The 18,917-nt window shown below is 67.5% G+C and carries 17 protein-coding genes; 9 read left to right on the top strand and 8 right to left on the bottom strand.

What is annotated here, in order from left to right:
• Nucleotides 1–99: 99 nt before the first annotated feature.
• From AC3WUT_RS17820 to AC3WUT_RS17790, 7 genes are all read left to right on the top strand, one after another.
• Nucleotides 100–936 (top strand): SDR family NAD(P)-dependent oxidoreductase, encoded by an 837-nt coding sequence (locus AC3WUT_RS17820; RefSeq protein WP_492348411.1) that lies wholly within the window; start codon nt 100–102, stop codon nt 934–936.
• A gap of 8 nt (nt 937–944) precedes the next feature.
• On the top strand, nt 945–1,796 hold the full coding sequence (locus tag AC3WUT_RS17815; RefSeq protein WP_492348410.1) for a branched-chain amino acid ABC transporter permease: 852 nt from the start codon (nt 945–947) through the stop codon (nt 1,794–1,796).
• Between the two features lie 77 nt (nt 1,797–1,873).
• Nucleotides 1,874–2,860, top strand: coding sequence for a branched-chain amino acid ABC transporter permease (locus AC3WUT_RS17810; protein WP_492348409.1), 987 nt, complete (start codon nt 1,874–1,876; stop codon nt 2,858–2,860).
• Between the two features lie 10 nt (nt 2,861–2,870).
• The gene (locus tag AC3WUT_RS17805) at nt 2,871–3,593 is read left to right on the top strand and encodes an ABC transporter ATP-binding protein (RefSeq protein ID WP_492348408.1); all 723 of its coding nucleotides are present in this window, start codon (nt 2,871–2,873) and stop codon (nt 3,591–3,593) included.
• Nucleotides 3,590–4,303 carry an ABC transporter ATP-binding protein gene (locus tag AC3WUT_RS17800; RefSeq protein ID WP_492348407.1) on the top strand — a complete coding sequence of 238 codons (714 nt, stop codon included), beginning with the start codon at nt 3,590–3,592 and terminating at the stop codon, nt 4,301–4,303. Before AC3WUT_RS17805 ends, AC3WUT_RS17800 begins: the two co-directional genes overlap by 4 nt.
• Before the next feature lie 42 nt (nt 4,304–4,345).
• Nucleotides 4,346–5,530 (top strand): ABC transporter substrate-binding protein, encoded by a 1,185-nt coding sequence (locus AC3WUT_RS17795; protein WP_492348406.1) that lies wholly within the window; start codon nt 4,346–4,348, stop codon nt 5,528–5,530.
• Nucleotides 5,531–5,696: 166 nt separating this feature from the next.
• The gene (locus AC3WUT_RS17790) at nt 5,697–7,652 is read left to right on the top strand and encodes a putative bifunctional diguanylate cyclase/phosphodiesterase (protein WP_492348405.1); all 1,956 of its coding nucleotides are present in this window, start codon (nt 5,697–5,699) and stop codon (nt 7,650–7,652) included.
• Nucleotides 7,653–7,664: 12 nt separating this feature from the next.
• Here the strand turns inward: AC3WUT_RS17790 and AC3WUT_RS17785 are convergent, their stop codons facing one another.
• Both AC3WUT_RS17785 and AC3WUT_RS17780 read right to left on the bottom strand, forming a co-directional pair.
• Nucleotides 7,665–9,572: a bifunctional sugar phosphate isomerase/epimerase/4-hydroxyphenylpyruvate dioxygenase family protein gene (locus tag AC3WUT_RS17785; protein ID WP_492348404.1), complete on the bottom strand. Its 1,908-nt coding sequence runs from the start codon at nt 9,570–9,572 to the stop codon at nt 7,665–7,667.
• Nucleotides 9,573–9,659: 87 nt separating this feature from the next.
• Nucleotides 9,660–10,748 (bottom strand): porin, encoded by a 1,089-nt coding sequence (locus AC3WUT_RS17780; protein ID WP_492348438.1) that lies wholly within the window; start codon nt 10,746–10,748, stop codon nt 9,660–9,662.
• 614 nt (nt 10,749–11,362) lie between these two features.
• On the opposite strand from AC3WUT_RS17780, the gene AC3WUT_RS17775 reads away from it, so the two are divergent.
• A complete protein-coding gene (locus AC3WUT_RS17775) occupies nt 11,363–12,217 on the top strand; it encodes a shikimate dehydrogenase family protein (RefSeq protein WP_492348403.1) in 855 nt (284 codons plus the stop codon).
• Between the two features lies 1 nt (nt 12,218).
• Here AC3WUT_RS17775 and AC3WUT_RS17770 read toward each other — a convergent pair whose 3' ends face one another.
• From AC3WUT_RS17770 to AC3WUT_RS17745, 6 genes are all read right to left on the bottom strand, one after another.
• Nucleotides 12,219–12,881 (bottom strand): HAD family hydrolase, encoded by a 663-nt coding sequence (locus tag AC3WUT_RS17770; RefSeq protein ID WP_492348402.1) that lies wholly within the window; start codon nt 12,879–12,881, stop codon nt 12,219–12,221.
• A complete protein-coding gene (locus tag AC3WUT_RS17765; RefSeq protein WP_492348401.1) occupies nt 12,878–13,663 on the bottom strand; it encodes an IclR family transcriptional regulator domain-containing protein in 786 nt (261 codons plus the stop codon). The genes AC3WUT_RS17770 and AC3WUT_RS17765 overlap by 4 nt, the downstream gene beginning before the upstream one ends.
• A 60-nt stretch (nt 13,664–13,723) precedes the next feature.
• Nucleotides 13,724–15,334 carry an acyl CoA:acetate/3-ketoacid CoA transferase gene (locus AC3WUT_RS17760; protein ID WP_492348400.1) on the bottom strand — a complete coding sequence of 537 codons (1,611 nt, stop codon included), beginning with the start codon at nt 15,332–15,334 and terminating at the stop codon, nt 13,724–13,726.
• Between the two features lie 8 nt (nt 15,335–15,342).
• Nucleotides 15,343–16,503: an acyl-CoA dehydrogenase family protein gene (locus AC3WUT_RS17755; RefSeq protein ID WP_492348399.1), complete on the bottom strand. Its 1,161-nt coding sequence runs from the start codon at nt 16,501–16,503 to the stop codon at nt 15,343–15,345.
• 95 nt (nt 16,504–16,598) lie between these two features.
• The gene (locus tag AC3WUT_RS17750; protein ID WP_492348398.1) at nt 16,599–16,739 is read right to left on the bottom strand and encodes a hypothetical protein; all 141 of its coding nucleotides are present in this window, start codon (nt 16,737–16,739) and stop codon (nt 16,599–16,601) included.
• 85 nt (nt 16,740–16,824) lie between these two features.
• On the bottom strand, nt 16,825–17,748 hold the full coding sequence (locus AC3WUT_RS17745) for a LysR family transcriptional regulator (protein WP_492348397.1): 924 nt from the start codon (nt 17,746–17,748) through the stop codon (nt 16,825–16,827).
• Nucleotides 17,749–17,861: 113 nt separating this feature from the next.
• Between AC3WUT_RS17745 and AC3WUT_RS17740 the strand changes: the two genes are divergently transcribed.
• A complete protein-coding gene (locus AC3WUT_RS17740; RefSeq protein WP_492348396.1) occupies nt 17,862–18,911 on the top strand; it encodes a Gfo/Idh/MocA family protein in 1,050 nt (349 codons plus the stop codon).
• The last annotated feature ends 6 nt before the right edge of the window (nt 18,912–18,917 follow it).

The raw sequence follows: 18,917 nt of genomic DNA, 5'->3' as shown, positions 1-18,917 counted from the left end.
ACAATCTGCCCCAGCCCCAGGCCCGTGAAGGGCTTGCAGTGGCCTGCCAGGTGCCGCGATCAGACGGCCCGGCCCCCACCCCGCTCAGAGGAGACAAACATGAGTTCACACCTGCCCCCCTGCGGGGCGCCGGACACCGCACGCCCGGTGGCACTGATCACCGGTGCCGCCCAGGGCATTGGCTGGGCCTGCGCCCAGGCCCTGGCCGCCCAGGGCTGGTCCGTGGCCTTGCTCGACCTGGACGGCACCAGCGCCGCCCAGCGTGCCGCCGAGCTGGGCACCTGCCACCTGGGCCTGCCCTGCGACGTGACCCAGGCCGAGGCGGTGGACGCCGCCGTGCAGGCGGCGCTGGCCCACTTCGGCCGGCTCGACGGCCTGGTCAACAACGCCGGCATTGGCGACCAGACCGGCCCCACCGTGGCGCAGAGCGCCGATGCCTTCGACCGCGTGCTGGCCGTGCACCTGCGTGGCAGCTTTCTCATGAGCCAGGCCCTGGGCCGGCACTGGCTGCAACAACCCGTGGTTGCCGGCCGAGCCCGGGGCGCCATCGTCAACCTGGCTTCGATCGCCAGCCTGGGGGGCCTGCCCACGCGCAACGCCTACAGCGCCGCCAAGGCGGGCGTACTGGGCCTGACCCGGGCCCTGGCCTGCGAATGGGCGCGGGCCGGCATCCGCGTCAATGCCGTGGCCCCGGGCTATGTGCAGACCGCCCTGGTGGCCGAGCTGGCGCGCCAGGGCGCGCTCGACGCCACCGCCATCGCCCAGCGCACCCCGCTCGGCCGCCTGGCCGAGCCCGCCGAGGTGGCCGCCGTGATCGCCTTCCTGCTCTCGCCGCAGGCCAGTTACGTCACGGGCGCGGTGTGGCCGGTGGACGGCGGCTGGAGTGCCTTCGGCGCGCCCGACAACACCCTGCCCCCTCTCTCTTTGATCTCCTGAAAGCCGACATGCTGACCATCAACTTGTTCAACGGCCTGGTCTACGGCGCATTGCTGATCGTGATGTGCTCGGGCCTTGCCCTCATCTACGGCCTGCGCCGGGTGGTGAATTTCGCCCATGGTTCGCTCTACATGCTGGGCGCCTACCTGGGCTACTCGATTGCCGCGCACAGCAATTTCTGGATCGCCCTGGTGGCGGCCCCGGCCTTGATGGCCGTGCTGGGCGTGCTGCTCGACCGCTATGGCTTTCGCTTGTTGCAGGACCGCGATCCGCTCAGCGTGGTGCTGGTCACCTTCGGGCTGCTGCTGGTGATCGAGGACGTGGTGCAGACCGTCTGGGGCAAGAGCAACCTCTCGATGGCCGTGCCCGAGCTGCTCAACACCTCGCTGAACCTGCTGGGCACCCCGGTGCCGGCCTACCGTCTGGCGGTGATCGGCGCCGGCATCACCGTGGCCCTGGGCCTGAGCCTGTGGCTGCGTTTCAGCCGGGTAGGCCTGTTCGTGCGGGCCGCCAGCACCGACCCCGTGACCACCGCCATGCAGGGCGTGAACACCGATGTGCTGAGCGCCGGTGTGGTGGGCCTGGGCACCGCCCTGGCGGGCCTGGCCGGCGTGGTCGCGGCGCCCTTTCTGTCGCTGTCGCCGTCCATGAGCAGCGACGTGATCATCGACTCCTTCGTGGTCGTGGTGGTGGGCGGGCTGGGTTCGCTGGCCGGCGCCTTCATCGCCGCCATGGTGCTGGGGATGATCCAGGCCCTGGGCGCGGTCTACCTGCCCGATGTCGCCGTGCTGCTGCCCTTTGCCGTGATGGTGGGGGTGCTGATCTGGAAGCCCGCAGGCTTTGCCGGCAGCCGCACCTGAGCCCCGTTGACGTTTTCACGCTCTCCGCCCTCCTCGCCCCTGCCTCGCCTTCCTGCCCCGACCTCCGGACCTGTCCCATGACCCTCTTCAACTCCCTTCCGATGCGCCTGCTGGCAGGCGCCGTGGTTGGCGCCGCACTGGCGCTTTCGATCAGTTCGGGCACCGTGCTGTCCCTGCTCACCCAGGCCACCATCTATGCCGTGTTCGCCCTGGGCGTGGGCCTGCTACTGCGCCAGAACGGCATGGTCAGCTTCGGCCATGCGCTGTACTTCGGCAGCGCCGGCTATGGCGTGGGCCTGCTGCTGCAACAACAGGTGATGCCAGCGGAGCTGGCCCTGCTGCTGACCCTGCTCGGCCTGGGTCTGGTGGCCTTCTTGATCGGCCTGGTGATCGTGCGGGTGCCGGGCGTGGCCTTCGGCATGCTCACCCTGGCCATCGGCCAGGTGTTCTACCTCAGCGCCTCCCGATCGCGTGGCCTGACCGGTGGCGCCGACGGCATGAACATCGATTGGCCGGCACGCCTGTTCGGCGTCGAGCTGTCGGTCCTGCTGCAACCCAAAGGCTTGTTCATGCTGAGCTGGGCCGTGCTGCTGGGGGTGATGGCCGGCCTGACGCTGCTGCTGCGCACCCGCTTCGGCGCCATCACCGAGGCGGTGCGCGACAACGAGGAGCGCGCCCGCTTCATCGGCATCCGCACCCTGGTGCCACGGGCCGCCATCTATGCGCTGTCGGCCATGGTGACCGGGCTCGCCGGCCTGTTGGCTGCCCTGAACACCGGCTTCGTGTCGCCCGAGAACCTGCACTGGAGCCTATCGGGCGTAGCCCTGATGATGGTGGTGGTGGGGGGCTACAAGGCCTTGTGGGGCCCCGCGCTGGGCGCGGTGGTGTATTTCCTGGCCAAGGATGTGCTGGGCGATTACGCCAACCACTGGATGGCCATCTTCGGCATCGCCCTGATCACCGTCATCGTCTTCGCCCCGACCGGCCTGGCCGGTGCCCTGGGCCAGTGCCTGCGGCCCCGAGCCGCCAAGCCGGCTCGTCGCTCTGCTCCCGCAGCCCACTGAGGAAACCCCCATGAACCCTTCATACGCATTGCAGGCCGAGGACGTGGCCATCCACTACGGCGGCGTGAAAGCCCTGGACGGCGTCTCGCTGACGCTGGAGCCCGGCCAGATCCGCGGCCTGATCGGCCCCAACGGGGCGGGCAAGAGCACCGTGATCGACGCCATCACCGGGCGCCGCCCCTTGACCCGCGGCACCGTGCACCTCAAGGGCCAGGACGTGAGTGCCCTGGGGGCCACCGAACGACGCCAACGCGGCCTGTCGCGCAGCTTCCAGCGCACCAGCGTGTTCAGCCAGATGCCGGTGCGCAAGCAGGTGGAACTGGCCTCGCACAAGATGGGCGTGGCCGATTCGCAGGCCGACGCCGACGCCGTGCTGCGTGAACTGGAGCTGCACGACCTGGCCGACATCACGGCCGACGAACTCGGCTACGGCGAACAACGCCGTCTGGACCTGGCGCTGGCCCTGGTGGGCCGCCCCAGCGTGCTGCTGCTCGACGAGCCCATGGCCGGCCTGTCAGTGAAAGAGTCGCACGACCTGGCCCGCCACCTCAAGGCGCTGACCTCGCGCTGGGAGGTCTCGGTGCTGCTGGTGGAGCACGACATGGATGTGGTGTTCGGCATCTCGGATGTCGTCACTGTGTTTGAACTGGGGCGTGTGATCGCCAGCGGAGAACCCGCTGCCGTGCGCGCCAACCCTCGCGTGCGCGAGGCCTACCTCGGGAGTGCCGCATGAGCGCCTTGTTGAACCTTGAACAGGTCGATGCCTTCTATGGCTCGGCCCACATCCTGCACCGCCTGGACCTGACCGTGCAGCCGGGCGAACGCGTGGCCCTGATCGGTCGCAATGGCGTGGGCAAGACCACAGTGGTGAACACCATCCTGGGCCTGGCCAGCCTGCGTGGCGGGCGCATCCGGCTGGGCGCTCGCGAGCTGCCCCGCCCCCGCCCCTACCTTGCAGCCCAGAACGGCGTGGTGGTGGTGCCCCAGGGTCGGCGCATCGTCGCCAATCTGACCGTGGAAGAGAACCTGCTGCTGGGCGCTGCCAGCAGCGACAAAAACCGCAAGGGCCCCTGGACCGTGCCCGAAATCTACCGCCTGTTCCCCATCCTGCAGGAACGCGCCCACACCCCGGGCACGGCGTTGTCGGGTGGCCAGCAGCAGATGCTGGCCGTGGGCCGGGCCCTGATGGCCAACCCCTCGCTGATCCTGCTCGACGAACCCACCGAGGGCCTGGCCCCGGTGATCGTGGATCAGCTGGGCCAGATCTTCAATGCGGTGGCCGACCAGGGCACGGCCCTGCTGCTGATCGAACAGAACATGAGCCTGGTGGTGCGTGTGGCCGAGCGCTACTGCGCCATGGCCAAGGGCTCGGTGGTGGCGCAGGGGCCGGTCGAGAACTCACCCGCCGGCCTGCGCGACCTCGAAGCCCACGTGATGGTCTGACCCGCCCCCTTTTTTCGAAGCACCAACCCAAGGAGACAAACCATGTTCACCACCCGCCCCCTGACCCTGGCCATGGCAACACTGCTGGCCACCGCCCCCCTCGCCACCCTTGCGCAAGGCAAAGACCCGGTGCGCGTCGGCCTCGTCACCTCCAAATCGGGCGTGTTCGCCCAGCAGGGCGAAGAGGTGCTGCGTGCCGTGCAGTTCGCCATCGATGAGGCCAATGCCGCAGGCGGCGTGGACGGCCGCAAGGTGGAGGTGCAGATCGCCGACGACGAGGGCACGCCCGATGCCGGCCGCCGCGTAGCCGAGAAGCTGGCCCGCGATGGCTACAACCTGTTGATCGGCGCCATCCCGTCGTCCATCTCGCTGGCCATTGCGCAGAACCTGGAGCGCTGGGACGCCGCCTACTTCGTGGTGGCCAGCAAGTCGGACAAGCTCACGGGCGACACCTGCAAGCCGCGCAGCTTCCGCACCAACCACGCCGACGCGATGGACATCGCGATGATCAACGTCTGGGCCAAGGACCTGAAAGAAAAGTCGTTCGCCGTGCTGGCGGCCGACTATGTGTGGGGCCGTGACTCGGGCGAATCGTTCAAGAAGGCCGCCGAGGCCGCCGGCAAGAGCGTGCCGCTGTCGCTGTACGTGCCCATGGGCACCAAGGACTTCTCGCCTTACATCGCCCAGTTGAAGGCCTCCAATGTCGAGGCCATCTGGGTGGCCGAGATCGGGCGCGATGCGATCGCCTTCGTCAAGCAGGCGCAGGAGTTCGGCCTCATCCCGGCCAAGAAGCTGATCGGCCACGCACTGATCCTGAACTTCATGGTCAACGCCACAGGCGATGCGCTCAAGGACACGGTGGGCACCACTGGCTACACCCCGGACATCGCCACCCCGCGCAACAAGGCCTTCGTGGCGGCCTGGAAGGCCAAGTTCAACCGATTGCCGACCGACAACGAAGGCCAGGCCTACAACGGCGTCCAGGTGATGTTTGAGGGCGTGCGCAAAGCCGCAAGCGCCAAACCCGGCGAGGTCAGCAAGGCCTTGCGCGGCGCCAGCTTTGACAGCCTCTATGGTCCGGTCACGATGCGCAGCCAGGACAACCAGTTGCTGCTGCCCAACTTCGTGGGCCGGGCCAAGGTGGTGGACGGTGTTCTGCGCCCCAGCATCGAACGTCAGTTCGAGCCCTCGATCACACCCGCACCTTCGCCGCTGTGCAAGATGTGAAGCCTGGGGCCCGGCGAAGGCGCGGGGCCCCAGTTCAGCCGAATTTCGGCCAGATCCAAGCCAAATGAGAGGAAAAGCCGGGGTTTCCACCAACTTCTTCACACTCCGACGATTCCGAGGGGGCGCCAGAATACGATCATCAAGGCGATGACCCGGCCCCCTCTCCATGGATCGCAACACACTGATTGATCGCCTGTTCCGCCGGCTGGAAGGCATCCCCCGGCAACGCATCTGGCTGCTCGGTGTCGGACTGAGCGTGCTGATGGTGGAATTGCTGGTCGCCCCCATCGGTTACCTGATCAAGGGCTACGTCCCAACCGACTACCTGTTCACCGGTCTGGTGACCGCCGTGGTGGTGGCGGCCGTGGTGTTGTGGCTGGCCAACCGCTATCTGCAGGAGGTGGCCCGGCAGAACCTGCGCCGGCAGTTGCGCATGCAGCATGTGATCTTCGAGACCACCCCGCTGGGCGTGCTGACCCTGAACGCCGACCTGCAGGTGACCCGCATCAACCCCGCCGCCCTTCAGCGCATGCAAACGCTGGGGCTGAGCATGCAGTCCACCCTGGCCGATTGGTGGCACCCCGACGATCTGCCCACGGTGCACGCCCACCTGCAGCAGTTGAGCGCCGCCAGCGGGCGCCTGATTCTGCAAAACCAGCGCGTCACAGGCCCCAGCGGGCGCGTGATCTGGGTCGACCTGGCGCTGAGCAGTCTGGTGCACAGCCATGGCCTTGTCGAGGGGGTGCTGCTGATCCTGACCGACGTGAGCCAACGCCATGAGGCGGAGCAGGCCATCCAGAAGCTGGCCTATTTCGACGCCCTCACCGGCCTGCCCAATCGCCGCCTGATGCAGGACCGGCTGCAACAGGCCCTGGCCAGCCGCCAGCAGGGTGAGGGGCACGCCCACGGGGCAGTCATCTTCATCGATCTGGACAACTTCAAGACCATCAACGACCGGCTGGGCCACCAGGTGGGTGACTGCTTTCTGCGCACCGTCGCCGAGGCACTGGGCCGCTGCCTGCGCCAGGGCGATACCCTGGCCCGCCTCGGGGGCGATGAGTTCGTGGTGATCCTGCCCGAACTGGACGCGAACCCCACCGTGGCTGCCCTGGACACGGCCCGGGTGGCCAAAAAGATCCTGGCGCAGTTGGAGCTGGTGCTGGGTCAGGCCTACCCGGGCTTCTCGACCAGCGCCAGCCTGGGCGTGGTGCTGTTCCGCCCGGGCGGCCCGGACAGCGACGAACTGCTGCGCCGTGCCGACATCGCCATGTACCAGGCCAAGGCCGCCGGGCGCAACACTTTCCGCTTTTTTGAAGAGGCCATGCAAAACGAGGTGAACCAGCGCGCGGCACTGGAGACGGATCTGCGCCAGGCCCTGCCCGCACAACAGCTGTTTTGCCTGTACCAGCTCCAGACCCGCCAGGTCGGCCACGTCTGCGGTGCCGAGCTGCTGCTGCGCTGGCGACACCCGCAAGCGGGCGTGCTGCTACCCGAGCAGTTCATCGGTCTGGCCGAACAAAGTCAGCAGATCCAGGCCATTGGCCAATGGGTGCTGGAGCAGGCCTGCGCCCAACTGGCCTTATGGCAATGCCAGCCCCTGCTGCAGGACCTCAGCCTGAGCGTGAACGTGAGCCCGGTGCAGTTTGCCCAGGCTGATTTCGTGGGGCAGCTGCTGCAGACCCTGGCGCGCCACCGGGTGCCGCCCGGCCGCCTGCGCCTGGAGATCACCGAAGCCTTGATCCTGCAAGACCTGGAGAGCTGTGCGCTCAAGATGGCGCAGCTGCGTGCGCACGAGGTCCGGTTTGCGGTGGACCACTTTGGGGCAGGCCATTTCTCGGCCACAGACCTGTCGCGGCTGCCACTGGATCAGGTCAAGATCACGCGCGGCATCGTTCAGACCCTGCCCGACAACCGCCAGGGCATCGTGGTGGTGAAGACGCTGATCGACACGGCCCACAACCTGGGGCTGGAGGCCCTGGCGGTGGGGGTCGAGACCGATGCCCAGCGAGAGCAGTTGCTGGCCCTGGGCTGCAGCGCCTTCCAGGGCCACGCCCTGGGCGAACCGGTGCCGGTGGACGAGCTGGCTCAGCAGCTCATGGTCCGGCAGCTCGCCGCGGGTTGAGGTGGGGTGCCCTCAGTGTCCGACCGGGTCATCGACCTGGGCCACCATGCGTGCCGAGGCGTTGAGCCCGCCCTGCCCGTCATAGCCCCCGATGCGCTGCACAAACTCGAAGAAAAAGCGGCCCTCGAAGCGCTCGGTGTAGATGTGCAGGTAGGCGCCGTCGGCACTGGCGTCGTAAAGGATGCCGGCCTCGCGCAGGCTTTGCAACAGAGCCGGGTCGATGTCGAGCCGGGTCGGCAGGTCGTCGTAGTAGTTGGGTGACACCGGCACAAAGGCCACGCCCCGCTCGCGCAGGCGTCGCACCGTGCCGATCAGGTCGGCGCAGGCGAACGCGATGTGCTGCACGGCGGCGCCGCCCTGCTGGCGCGCGTCACGGGCGGTGCGCGTGCGCTGGCTGTCGGACACGTTGAGCACCAGCCGCACGCTGCGCGCCGGGTTGAACACCGCCTGGTTGCGCACCAGACCGAAAGGGTCGGCGATGTTGACACTGTCGCCGGTCTCCAGGCCCAGCACGGCGCGCGAGAACAGCACCCAGGTGTCACGCTGGTCCAGCGCCAGCCCCAGGCCCAGGTGGTCGATGCGCTGCAGATCGGCCACGGCGGCCTGCTCCGACAGCGGAGCCAGTTCAAAGTCGGCCTCGAACAACCCCATCTCTCCCAGGGCCGCCGGCACAAAATAAGTCAGGTTGCCACCGGGCACCACGATGGCGGGCACGTGCATTTCGCTCGGGCCGATGGGGCCGTCATAGCGCTGCGAGCACATGGCCGTGGCGCGGTTCACCGCCGCCAGCGGGCTGCCCGTGCGCAAGCCCCAGGCACACACCGAAGGGCCATGGGCCTCAAAACGCTGGCTGGCCACCGAGCCGGGCTGGGCGTTCACGATCAGGTTGACGCCCCCCTGGCGGTACAGGTCCACCGCCTTGGAACGGTGTCGCCCCACGCGCTCGAAGCCCATCTTGCCCAGCCAAGCGCCCAGCTCAGCGGCCGAGTCCCCTTGCGCGGCAAACTCGAGGAACGAGAAGCCCTCCAGCGCCGGAGCCGCCGGGGGGCTGAACAGCTCGACCTGCAAGGAAGCGGACGCCGGGTTGGCGGGTGTCGCGGCCGCACGCTGCTTGCGCACCTCGCTCTCAAGGTACAGCAGCGAGCGCATCGCATCGACAGCGATGCGGCGGTTGGGCGTACCGCGGAAGACGTCGTTGAAGATTTCGAGCGACAGCGGGCCGCTGTAACCGGCCTCGAGCACGCGCTGCAGAAAGGACACCACCGGCAATTGCCCCTGGCCCGGGAAGTTGCGGTGATGGCGCGCCCAGTGCAGCACATCCAACTGCATCCAGGGCGCATCGGCCATCTGCAGGAAAAAAATCTTGTCGCCTGGAATGTCGGCAATGCCTGCCGGATCATCGCGCAGCGACAGGGTGTGAAAGCTGTCCAGAATCAAACCCAGGTGCGGGTGATTGGCGCGACGCACGATGTCCCAGGCCTGGCCATACAGATTCGTGACGCGGCCCCAGGCCAGGGCCTCGAAGCCCACGCGCAGGTTGCGCCGGGCCGCCCGCTCGGCCAGCTCGTACAACTGGGCGGCGGCCAGGTCCGCATCGTCGATCACGGCGGGCGAGGTGTTGGAGCAGCACAGCATCAACTGGGCGCCCATCTCCTGCATCAGGTCGAACTTGCGCTCGGCGCGGTCCAGGCTCTTGCGGAACAAGGGCTCGGGCATGGCCTCGAAATCACGGAAAGGCTGGAACAGGTCGATGCCCAGCCCCAGGTCCTGCGCCATGCGCCCCAGATCGCGGGCCGAGCCATTGAAGTGGATGAAATCGTTCTCGAACAGCTCGATGCCGTCGAAGCGGGCCGCGGCGATGGCCTCCAGCTTTTCACGCAGGGTACCGCTGAGGGAGACGGTGGCAATGGAACGGCGCATCGAAGTCAAGCCCGGAAAAATCAATTCTTGAAACAACAAGGCCTGGGGCAGCGCCCCAGGCCCTCCATCAGGCCCAGGAGCCCAAGATCAGAAGCGATGGACCACGCCCACCTGGAAGCCGCTGATGGTGCGGCCATTGACGTCCGTGCCCGCGAAGTTGGGCGACAGGCCGGCCGAGCCCGAGGGGCGGAAACCGGCATTGGTGTCGTTGCGCATGGTTTCCCACAGCGCCGACAAGGTGGTGCGCTTGGACAGGGCGTAGTACGCACCGATCGAGCCACCGTTGGCGTTCTGGCCGGCACCCGACTTGTCGCTGATGCGGCCATACAGGGCGCCCACACGCAGTTGCGGGCTGACGTTGTAGTCGGCCGAGACCTGGAACACATCAAAGGTGCGGTTCACGCTGGCGCTGGTCCAGTTGACCGCACCACCCACATTGCCCAGCACCTGGGCCGCGTTGTTGCCGTTGGCGCTGGACGCGATGTTGTTCGACTTGATGTAGACGGCGTAGACCTTGCCCTTGCCGTAGTCGTAGTTGGCGTAAAGGTTGTGATAGAACACATTGGCATTGATCGCAGCGTTCTGCGGGGCCTTGGCCTGCAGGCCGGCGTAGCCCACGCGGAACGGGCCGTTCAGGTAGTCGGCGGCCAACTGGGTGATCGGGGTGCTGACCTGCGCCGTGGTGGTGCTGGCCTGTTGCTGCGCAAAATGGCCTTCGAGTTGCAGGCCGGCCCAACGCGGCGAAATGTACGACACGTCGTTGTCGAAACGTGAGGGCACGCCGAAGTTGTTGACGATCGAGCCCAAGGTGCGCGAGGTGTAGTCGATGTAGTCGCCACGGTAGAAGATGGCGGTGTTCTGGCGGCCGATGCGCACCTCACCCAGGCTGCTGTCGGCCAGACCGACCCAGCTCTGACGGTCGAAGGCGCGGCTGGCGTCTGCAGTGGCGCCCGTCACGGCGGCAATGCCCATTTCAAGCTGGAACTTGGCCGACAGACCGCCGCCCAGGTCTTCGACCCCGCGGACGCCCAGACGGCTGCGCAGGTCCTTGCCATCTTGCAAGGTGTTCAGCTTGGCACCGCTGCTGCTGGTCATGTGGTTGAAGTATTGATCGATGCTGCCGTAGAGGGTCAGGCTGGATTGGGCCTGGGCGGCACCGGCCAGGCCGAGGGCCATGACGGCGGCGATGATGGGGTTTGTCTTCTTCACGGAGTGCTCCTGGTGACTTTGTTTTGACTTGCTTGTGCGTTTCAATCGGCGCGTTGCTCAGACTCATCACCCGTTTGCGTGCCGGGTGAACAAAACAGCGTCGGCACACAGGCCGGCGCTCTTTTGCAGGGGACCCGGGCCGCTGCCGTCAGCAGCCTGGGGGAACAGGTATCCAGGCGTCGGACTTGATCGCCCGCGGTGGCAGCCGCGAGCGAAAGACCCGTGGAACGCCGCCCCCTCGCGAAGGCACGGCGCCCCTCCCAGCACCTTGGATGGCTGAATGCTAGGCATCGCACCAGGCCAATTCAATGCAAGCCCTCGCGCCCCGTGCGCATAGCGCGCAAGTCGAGCGCCGGGCACCCGATTCAGGGGATATCCCTAGCGCCCTGCGCGTCCAACAAACAACAAGCCGTGTCCGCCAAGTCCTTGCCACTCAAAGGAAAAACCCTGTGATGGCAGCCTGGCCGGACGGCCTGCGCGCTGTGCGCCCACCCGCCGTGGCGCCCGCTTGAAGCCCGGCGATCCAGCCACTATCGTGCGGGCCTCGTTCATTGAAGTGCCGGCAACGGCGCCCTTTTCGCATGCTCATCGACGGACACACCCAGGTCTTCTTCGTGCTCGGTCACCCGGTCAACCAGGTGCGCGCGCCTGAGGTCTTCAATCCCTTGTTCCAGGCCCATGGCGTGAACGCCGTGCTGCTGCCTGCCGAGGTGGCACCTGAGCGTTTCGAAGGCTTTGTGCGCGGTGCCCTGGCGGCCGCCAACGTGCCCGGCCTGTGGCTCACCATCCCGCACAAGACACCCGCACTGGCCCTGTCCCAGCACGTGGACCGGCTGGGCCGGCGCGCCGGGGCGGTGAACGCGCTGCGCCGCGAACCAGATGGCAGCCTGCGGGGGGCCCTGTTCGACGGGCTGGGCCTGTCCAAGTCGCTGGACCATTTCGGGTTGGCCCCGGAAGGCCGCCGGGTGCTGGTGCTGGGGCTGGGCGGCGCGGGCACCGCCGTGGCCACCTCGCTGGCCGAACGCCGCCTGGGCGAGTTGGCCCTGTGGGACCGCGACACAGCCCACACACAGCGGATCGCTGCGCGCCTGGCCGAAGGCGCGGCCAGCCCGGTGCACGCCATGGCCACACCCGATGCCAGTGGCTTCGATCTGGTGGTGCACTGCACCTCGCTCGGCTTGAACCGCGACGATCCGCTGCCCTTTGACGTGGCGGCCCTGGCGCCGGATGCAGCGGTGGTCGACATCCTGATGAAGCCCCATGCCACGCCCTTGCAGCAGGCCTGTGAAAAGCGCGGCATCACCGTGCATCCCGGCTTCGAGATGCTGACCCAGCAGGTACCCGAGTACCTGCGCTTCTTTGGCTTCGAAGCCATGGCCGATGCGCTAACGGCCGACCTGGGCCCGGTGCGCCAGGCCTTGCAACGCGTGGCCTGACTCAGGCCAGCAGGTCGTCAAGGCGCTCGATGAAGTGCACCTGCTGCACCAGGGTGTCGGGCAGGCCGGCGCGGGGGTGCAGCGAGCAGGCCCGCATGCCGGCGGCCAGGGCGGCTTGCAGGCCGGGCAGACTGTCTTCAACCACGGCGCAGCGTTGCGGCGCGACGCCCAGGGCCTGCGCCGCATGCAGGAACAGACCCGGCTCGGGTTTGAAGCTGCCCACCTCGTAGGCGCAGTAGACATGGGGGCCAAAGGGCTCGCGCAGACCGGTCAGGCCCAGGGACAGTTCGACCTTCTCGCGTGGCCCGTTGGTGGCCACGGCGATCGGCAGGCCCTGTGCGCACAGGGTGCTCAGCAACGCCTGCGCACCCGGCATGGCCTGCAGGCCCTGGTGAAAGCGGATGTCGGTCTGGCGCCGCACCCGGGCGATGAAATCGGCCTCGAATCCGGCAGGTCGGCCTGGGCGCTGGGCCGCGATCCAGGCCACGCACTCGGTCATGCGCACACCACGAAAACGCAGCCGCGCCTGCGCCAGGGTCAGGTTGAGGCCCGCTTCAAGCGCCAGCGCATGCAGCACTTCGAGGCCCGGCTCCTCGCTGTCGACCAGGGTGCCGTCGCAGTCAAAGATCAACGCGTCGATGCCCTGCAGCACGAGGGCGCTCACACCAGATCCCGCAGCACGTTGGCCACCTCGGTCAGGCGCGGCAGAAAGCGCTGCACCATCTCGTCGTGGGTATAGGGCTGGGCCGGCATGGTCGAACCGATGGCACCCCGGCATTCGCCCTTGCGGTCTTTCACCGGCAGGGCAATGCCGCGCAAGCCCAGGGTGAGCAGCCCTTCGCTGGTCCAGTAGCCCTGATGGCGGGCGGCGGCCACGGTCTGCAGAAACTGCGGCGCATTGGCCGCGCTGTTCTGGGTGAAGGCGTTGAACTCGTGCACCTCGGCCCAGGCCTCCAGGGCCGGCACCGGGAAGGTGGAGAGCATCGCAATGCCCGGCGTCACCAGGTGGGCCGGCACCCGTGCACTGACCGCAAAGCCGATGGATTCCATGCGGTTGCTGGCGCTGCGCGCCACGTACACCACCTCGTGGCCGTCGAGCACGCTGAAGTTGAAGGTTTCGCCGCAGTCGGCCGACAGGCGCTGCAAGAAGGGTTGCACCAGGCGCGGCAGGCGCGCCGAATCGAGGTAGCTCTGGCCCAGGCGCAGGATGCGCGGCATCAGCCAGAAGCGCTTGCCGTCGGTGTCGGCATAACCGAAGTGCACCAGGCTGAGCAGGTAGCGGCGCGCGGCGGTGCGGGTGATGCCCGAGCGCGCGGCCACCTCGGACGAACTCAGGCGCGGATGCGCGTCGTCGAAGGCTTCGATGACGCGCAAGCCCCGGCCCAGGCTGTCGATGATGTCGCTGGAATCAGCGTTGTCTTTGGAAGCGGCGGGCGCAGTGGACATGGCGGTACGGCATTCAGGTTTGACGGGGCGGCACCCACTGGAGTGCCGCCATGGGCTGCATCATGCCTCAAGCGCAACCCCATTAGGCTCATGGAAATGGGCCTGCGCCATCGTGCGCAGGTCGCTGGCGATCAAGGGGCGGAAGTCCATCTGATCGATCACGTCGCGCTGCAGGTCGATGCCCGGCGCCAGCTCGAACAGCTCCAGCCCTTGGGGCGTGAGCCTGAAGCTGGCGCGCTCGGTGAGGTAAAGCACCTGCTGGCCCCGCACCAGGCTTTGCGGCCCGCTGAAGGTGATCTGATCGACCTGGCGCACCAGCTTGCGCACCTGGCCCTGCTGCAGCACACGCATCTGGCCGTCGCCGGTCTGCAGCTTCACGCCCTTGGCGGCAAAGGTGCCGCAAAACACCACCTTGCGGGCGTTCTGGGCGATGTCGATGAAGCCACCAGGCCCCACGGTCAGGCCCCCCAGGCGCGACACATTGACATTGCCCTGGGCATCGAGCTCGCCCAGGCCCAGGAAGGCGATGTCCAGCCCGCCCCCGGCATAGAAGTCGAACTGGGTGGCAGCATCGAGCATGGCGCTGGCATTGCGGGCGTAGCCGAACAGCACGCCATCGAGCAGCGTGCCGCCATAGGTGCCGTGTTCGATGGTCTGGTACAGGCGGTGCTGCTCGCCCCGCGCTGCGATCAGCTTGGCCACGGCATCGGGCACGCCCACCCCGAAATTGACCACCGGGCACGGCTTGCCGGTGTTGAACAGCTCTTCGGCCGCCCGCCGGGCCACGGCCTGACGCTCGCCAAAGGCCTGGGTGGCGGCCAGTCGCTCGGCCTCCCGGTCGGCCTGTTCGCTGGCATGGCGGGCTTCGCCCGTCAATTCGCCGCTCAGGGCCGGATCGAAAGGGATGTCGTAGCTGGCGCGCTGCCCGGGGTCGACCACGATGGCGTCCACCCAGGCGGCCGGGATGCGCACCTCGCGCGCCTTGAGGGCGCCGCGGGGCAGCCGCTCCCTGACCTGTACGATCACCCGGCCGCCGCTGTTGCGCGCAGCCAGCGCCAGCGACTGGGCATCGAGGTTGGCGGCCTCATGCTCGAAGCTGATGTTGCCGTCCTCGTCGGCCGCACTGGCCCGCACCAGCGCGATGTGGATGGGAAAGGGCTTGTAGCGCAGGAACTCGCGGCCATCGAGTTGCAGCACCTCGGCCAGGTCGTCGCATGCGCGCTCGTTCATGCGGCCGCCGCCCTGGCGCGGGTCGCACACCGTGCCCAGCCCCACATGGGTCAGCAGGCCCGGGCGGCCGGCACCGATCTCGCGCATCAGTTGGCTGGACACCCCACCGGGCAGGATGTAGGCCTCGATCTTGTTGTCCAGCGCCAGTTGCTGCATGGCCGGCGACCAGACCCAGTGGCCGCCGATGACGCGGCGCACCAGGCCCTCGTGGGCAAAGCAGTTCATGCCCTTGCTCTTCTTGTCGCCAATGCCCAGGGCATGCACCACGCTGAGGTCGCGCGGTGCGCCACTGGCCAGGAAGCGGGCCTGCACCGCCTCGAACAGGCAGGTGGCCTCCATCAGACCGCCACCGCCGCCCATGAGGCCCACGGTGTCACCGTCACGGATCAGCGCCGCGGCCTGGGCCGGGCTCATGAACTTGGATGGCTTGTGTTCGCTCATGTCGGGCCTCAACGGTGCAGGTCGAACAGGGTGGCGCCCTTCTTGAGCACGCTGCGCGCAATCACCGTGCGGTGGATCTCGCTGGTGCCGTCGAAGATGCGGTAGATGCGGGCGTCGCGGTAGTAGCGCTCGATCGGCAGCTCCTTGCAGAAGCCCATGCCGCCAAACACCTGCACGGCGCGGTCGACCACGCGGCCCAGGGTTTCGGCGGCATGCACCTTGACCTGGGCGATGCTTTCGCGGGCATCCTGGCCCTGGTCGAGTTGCCACGCCGCGTGCAACACCATCCAGCGCGCGGCGTTGATCTCGATCACGCTGTCGGCCAGCATCTGCTGGACCATCTGGAAGTCGCCGATGGGCTGGCCGAACTGCTGGCGCTGCGTAGCGTAGTCGACCACTTTTTCGAGCACATGGCTGGCCTTGCCCACGGCACGGGCACCGACCTGGGCCAGGCGAACCACGTTGAGCGCCCCCATGGCCAGTTTGAAGCCCTGGCCCTGCTCACCGAGCAAGGCCACGGGTTCGAGCGGCACATTGTCGAAGAACAGCTCGACGTGAGGCGTGCCGCGCAGGCCCATCATCTTCTGGTCCTTGCCCACGGTGAAGCCGGGCAGGCCCTTGTCCACCATGAACATCGAGATTTCGCGCTCGCCCGTCTTGGCCGAGACGAGGAAGAAGTCGCTCCACTCGCCATCGCTGATGAAGTGCTTGCTGCCATTGAGCACCCAGCCGCTGTCGGTGCGGCGGGCATGGGTGCGGATGCCCTGGGCGTCCGAGCCGGCGCCGGGCTCGGTGATGGCAATGGCGCAGGTGCGCTCGCCCCGCACCGTGGGGTGCAGCCAACGCTCCACCTGCTCGCCTTGGCATTTGAGCAGCGGCTCGTAGATGTTGCCGAAGGCACGGCGGATCAGGATGTCGCTGGTGTGGCCGAACTGCTCCTCGCACAGGATGCGGTCCACCACGCCCAAGCCGCCGCCGCCATGCTCGGCCGGGATGTTGAGGCCGTACAGGCCCAGGGCCTTGGCTTTTTCGTGCACGGCACGGGCCTTGTCGGGGGCCAGAAAGCCCTGCTGCTCGATCTCGTCTTCGAGGGGCTGCAGTTCTTCGGCGATGAATCGACGCACGGTGTCGATCATCATTTTCTGTTCGTCATTGAGGGCGAAGTCCATGGGGTTCTTTCAGATTCGGGAAACGGCAGGCCCCCACGCGACGACAAAGCGACGACGTGGCAGGGCCTGGATGGCGAGCACAAGACAGCGCCAACTCAGGCGCTGCTGTACCAACGGGCTCCGAAAAAGAAAGGCAGGCGCGACAGCGCCTCGCCGCACGACACCGAGGTGGCGCAGGCCGACGCCAGCCCGGCCATCAGCCGGCAGGGCATGGGGAACATCGTGGGCGCAGACATGGGTGATCGTGGCATGAATTCAAGTTTTGGAATCTTATTCCATTTTTGAAGATCATTCCAATATCAACCCCTTCAGGTCATCGGATCAGTGGGTGAAGGTGTGCAGGGCGTTCGGACCGGAGCGCAGTTCATCGACCAGAAACGAGAGGCCATGGCGCAGCTTGGGCGACTGCTGGGCCCGGGCGGCCGTGACAGCCCACACGTCGGCGTTCTGGCGATACTCTGGCAACACACGCACCAGGCTGCCGTTGCGCAAAGGCTCGTCCACATCCCAGCTCGACAGCAGCACGATGCCCTTGCCGGCCAGGGCCAGATGGTTGACCACATCGCTGTGGTTGGAGCCCAGGGTGCCGGTGACCTTGACGGTTTCGGGCCCGCGCGGCCCCTCCAGCCGCCACACGCCAAAGCTCTGGTGCCGCTCGCGGAACAGCAGGCAATCGTGCTGCACCAAATCGGCCAGTTGACGCGGGGCCCCGCGCCGGGCCAGGTAGGTGGGCGCCGCGCACAGCACGCGCACGCTGGGCAGGATGGGGTGGGCGATCAGGTGCGGTTCGGTCACCTCACCCATGCGGATGTCGATGTCAAAGCCCTCTTCCAGCAGGTCGATGCGGCGGTCCACCAGCTCCAGCCACACCTCCAGCGCGGGGTGCTGGTCGGACAGCCTGGCCAGGATGGGCGACAGGTGATTGCGCCCCAGCCGCAGGCTGGTGGCAATGCGCAGCGTGCCGGTCAGCGCATCCCCGCTCGCAGGCCCCTGGGCATGCCACTCGTTGGCGGCCTCCAGCACCCGCCTGGCCCAGGCATAGGCAGCTTCGCCCGCTTCGCTGATCAAGACCCGCCTCGTGGTGCGGTGAAAAAGCGTCACCCCCAAGGCCCGCTCCAGGCCCGCGATGCGCTTGGTCACATAGGCCGGCGAAATGCCCAGCTCGGTCGCGGCCCCCACAAAGCTGCCGCGCCGGGCCACGAGGCAGAACACCTGCAGGTCCACCAGGTCCCAGGCTTGATTCATTTATTCACCATCAGGAAATTGTGAATGGAATTTCAAGCACATTGTGAATGGATCAAGCGGTTTTATCGTGGCAGGGCCGGCGCAACAAGACCCTTCCAGAATTTGAGACACGCATGACCCACTCCCTTCGCATCGCCGTGGCCGGCGCTGGCACCATCGGCCAGGCCCACATGGCCGCCCTGCAACAGACCCCGGGCGCGCGCCTGAGCGCCGTGGTCGACCCCTCCCCTGCCGCGCAGACCCTGGCCGCGGCGGCGGGCTTGCCCTGCTACCCCAGCCTGGACGAACTGCTGCGCCACGACCGCCCCGACGGCATCGTGCTGGCCACCCCCAACACCTTGCACGTGCCGCAGGCCCTGCAATGCCTGGCGGCCGGCCTGCCGGTGCTGCTGGAAAAGCCGATCGCCCCCACCGTGGCCGAAGCCCTGACCCTGGTCGAGCGTGTGGACGCCACGGCGGGGCGGGTGTTGATCGGCCACCACCGGGCCCACAGCCCCATCATGGCCAAGGCCCGCGAGGTGGTGCAGGCCGGCACCCTGGGCCGCCTGGTGGCGGTGATGGGCAGCGCCACTTTTTTCAAGCCGGCGCGCTACTTTGACGAAGGGCCCTGGCGACGCGAGCCCGGCGGCGGCCCGATCCTGCTCAACCTGATCCACGAGGTGCACAACCTGCGCCTGCTGTGTGGCGAGGTGATGGCGGTGCAGGCCCTGGCATCGAACGCGGTGCGCGGCCACGCCGTCGAAGACACCGTGAGCATCAACCTGCGCTTTGCCAGCGGCGTGCTGGGCAGCTTCATGCTGTCCGACACGGCGGCCTGTGCGCGCAGCTGGGAGCAGACCTCGCAGGAAAACAAGGCCTATCCAAGTTACGATGACGAGGACTGTTACGTCATCACCGGCACCCAGGGCAGCCTGTCGGTTCCGACGATGCGGCTCAAAACCTACCCCCGCAGCGGCGAGTCCTCCTGGTGGAAGCCTTTCGAGGTGGGCGTGGTGGGTCTGGTGCGCGACGATCCGATCATGCAGCAGATGGCGCATTTCGGGGCCGTGGTGCGTGGCGAAGCGCCCCCGCTGGTGAGCGCACGCGACGGCCTGGCCAACCTGCGCGTGACCGAAGCCATCGCCCGCGCGGCGGCCAATGGCGAGACGGTCGAACTCCTTTGAAGCCCC

It is taken from the genome of Curvibacter sp. EU05-FHT14A10, from assembly GCF_058791075.1.
This window is presented reverse-complemented; position numbering and strand designations above follow the sequence as displayed.